The 3,068-nt window shown below is 27.2% G+C and carries 2 protein-coding genes; both read left to right on the top strand.

Going from position 1 to position 3,068, the window contains the following annotated elements:
* A partial coding sequence (locus Q0V09_RS09840; RefSeq protein ID WP_297489071.1) for a hypothetical protein occupies window positions 1–1,082 on the top strand: 1,082 nt, incomplete at its 5' end.
* 10 nt (window positions 1,083–1,092) lie between these two features.
* Window positions 1,093–3,048 (top strand): hypothetical protein, encoded by a 1,956-nt coding sequence (locus tag Q0V09_RS09845; RefSeq protein WP_297489074.1) that lies wholly within the window; start codon window positions 1,093–1,095, stop codon window positions 3,046–3,048.
* The last annotated feature ends 20 nt before the right edge of the window (window positions 3,049–3,068 follow it).

Below are 3,068 nucleotides of genomic sequence, written 5' to 3' on the forward strand. Positions count from 1 at the left end.
CAAGTACAACTTATACTTCATATCAAACGGGTAGTAATCTAACTAAATTTGATGCTGTAAATATGAATGAGAAAGGTATTCTTGTTAAAGCTAGTAGTGAACATATAGAAAATTCAGAAGTTTTTGGAATAGTATCTAAAGTAACAGAAAACTCAATAAAAGTCGTAACAAGTGGATTTATAGAAGGAGTTTTACTTAATTGTCCAATTGGGTCAACTTTGTTTCTACAACACAAAGGGGCAATTTCAACAAATAAAAAAAATAACATAGAAAAGGCAGTGGCTATAAAAGTTAACTATGGTGTTTATGTTGATATAAAGATGGGTATAGAGAGAATTGGTCTTAATGGGAAATCTGAAAATGAGAATATGGCAAGTGAAATAGCAGAACAAACAAACATAGAATTTGATTCTCCAGAAGTTTTTATGATAGGGGATATAATATCTCACAATGGAAAAGATTTTGTGAAGTTTAGTAGTAATCAAAATAACATCATAGGAGTTGTTATAAAGGAGTTTAAAGATTTAGGTGATAAATTAAACCATTATGTTATTGCTAAGTCTACATTTCTCCCATATGAAGTTACAAGCATAGATAAATACAAAAACCTTTATGGAATTAATATAAAAGCAGGAGACAGTTTATTCTTCTCTGATAAATACAATAATGTTTCAGGAGATTACAAGTTAGGAACATTTTTAAGTGATGGGTTATCTATAGGTTTAGAAAAAATAAAAAAAGATGAACCACAAATGATAAATAATATACAGATGTTTAACATTGTTAAAGAATTAAAAAAAGACACATACTATGAAATTTTATTACCTAAAGTGTGTATGGAAGAAATAGAACTATATCAACTTGAGACTAATAAGTTTGCCAAATTGATATTAGTGAATAACTCTTATCTAACTGATGATAATTTATATATAAATATGCTTTGTGGAAATCAACTTATCACTGCTTATAAAAAAAATGAAAGATTTGTTATAAGTCCAGTAAATGACATAATGATTAAATCGAAAATAATCATAAAAGAAATTAACTATAGTGATGATATGAAAAGATTAAATATAAATTAATGGAGGAAAAATGGAAAATAAAACTTCAACAGTGAAGCTACTTAGTATAGAGGAAATCACTAAAGAATTAAATAAAAAAGCATTAAAATCAAAGTTGACAAATGAATACAATCCTAAAGAGATAGATACTGAAATGGTTTTATCTCAATATGGAGCAAAATTATTATTTGATTATATTGAAAAAAACAAGATAGATTTAAAAAAAATATCTGATGATTATAATCCAAAGGAAGTCATTGAAAAAACTGTAGTAAGCCAAAAAGCAATAAATGATTTATATAAATATTTGATAGAAAATTTTGTAAATAAAGAAAATGTACTTGATGATTTTGATTTAAAGAATCCAAGTGAAGATGCACCATTTTCTCAATACGGAGCTAATAAATTATACAAAAGATTAACTGATGAAACAATAGGATTTGATGAGTTGACAAGCCTATACAAGAATATTAAAGAACACCCTTCACAGAAGTTGGCATTATCGCAAGAAGGAGCTATAAATCTTTACAATGAAGTTCTATTAAAAGAAAATCAAAGTAAAGAATTTAAGAATGATAATGATGTTGAGATCATGACTAAAGAACAACTTGCTAATAAAATTTTATCACTTGAAGGTGCAAGAGAATTCTATAGAAATATGGTGGCCAATTATGTTAATAGATATGGATCTGAAATTCTAGGAGATCTTTTATTTCCAGTAAACACTTTAAAGAATGAGGTTGGAATAAAATTTCAAGTTGATGAAGATAATAGCTTTAAAATAGCTTCTAACAAAATAGATGAAAAAGATCTACTTAGTTTTATGTTTAATAAAGAAAGAATAATAAGCATATATAAAGATTTCATTGAATTTAACAAACCTATAAATACTTCTGAAAATTTAGGGGTAAAAACTAAATCAGAAGCTAAATATGATTTAACTTTATCTGATAAGTTTGGTGTTAATGTAGAGGGAGAAAAATTAGTATTTTATGTTAATGATAAATCTATAGCTAGTTTTGATTCAGATGGAATGGATATACTTAACTCAAGAGTTGCTACAGAAGATAATCCTATTAATGCTGTATCAGTTGATGTAGAAATGTCAGGACATAATTTTCATAATAAACTTGTGTGTTTCTTTGATGGAGTATGGAAAGTAGCTGATTTAGGAAAAGAACATACGGCTGATGGATTTGCTGTAAGCATAACTAAAGATAAATTCAGAGTTTATTTTAATGGAGTGATTGATATCAATTCTGATGTCAAGGATGAAGATGGAGAAAGAATAAGAATAGGAGAATATTATTTTGTATCTCAAAAACTTAATGGTTACTTATGCAGAGAAAGAAACCAAGAAGGTGTTGAACAACTGGCTATGAAAACTATGTTAGTTAACGGAAAGATAAAAGGTCAATTACTTCTTACTGAAGAGACAAATTATAATTTATTTTCACATTTTGCTCTTGATGATAAAGGTAGTGTTGTTGGAGTAGAAGCTGTAAATGGACTTATAGAAAATGTTGCTAAATTAGTAGAAGCAGATTTAAAGAACAAAGAAAGACTATCTGAATTAGAATCAACAATATCTGACTATGAAAGATTGTATAAAAATAACTTTATAAAAGAACATTTACTAAATCACCAATTCTTACTAGATGCTGTTTATCACAATGGAATAGTGTGGGAACTTTCAGATTTGAAAGATAATAAAATTGCTGATGCTATAGCGTTAAAAGTGGATAAAGATAACTTTATTATAATAACTAAAGGTAACTTTGAAATTTCTGATAGTGCTAGAGATGATAATGGAAGAGAATTTGTTCCAGGAGAATATTATTATATTTCTGACAAAAAGAAAGGCGGATTCTCTAAAGATAAAAATCCTAATTATGGAATAGATCAACTTGGATTCAAAGTAATAACAAGTGGTGGAAAACTTAAAGGAATGGCTTTAATAAATGAAGAAGTAAATTTAGATTATTAACTAGAATCACCAGACACGCG

The organism is uncultured Cetobacterium sp. (genome assembly GCF_947039425.1).
Classification (GTDB): Bacteria; Fusobacteriota; Fusobacteriia; order Fusobacteriales; family Fusobacteriaceae; genus Cetobacterium_A.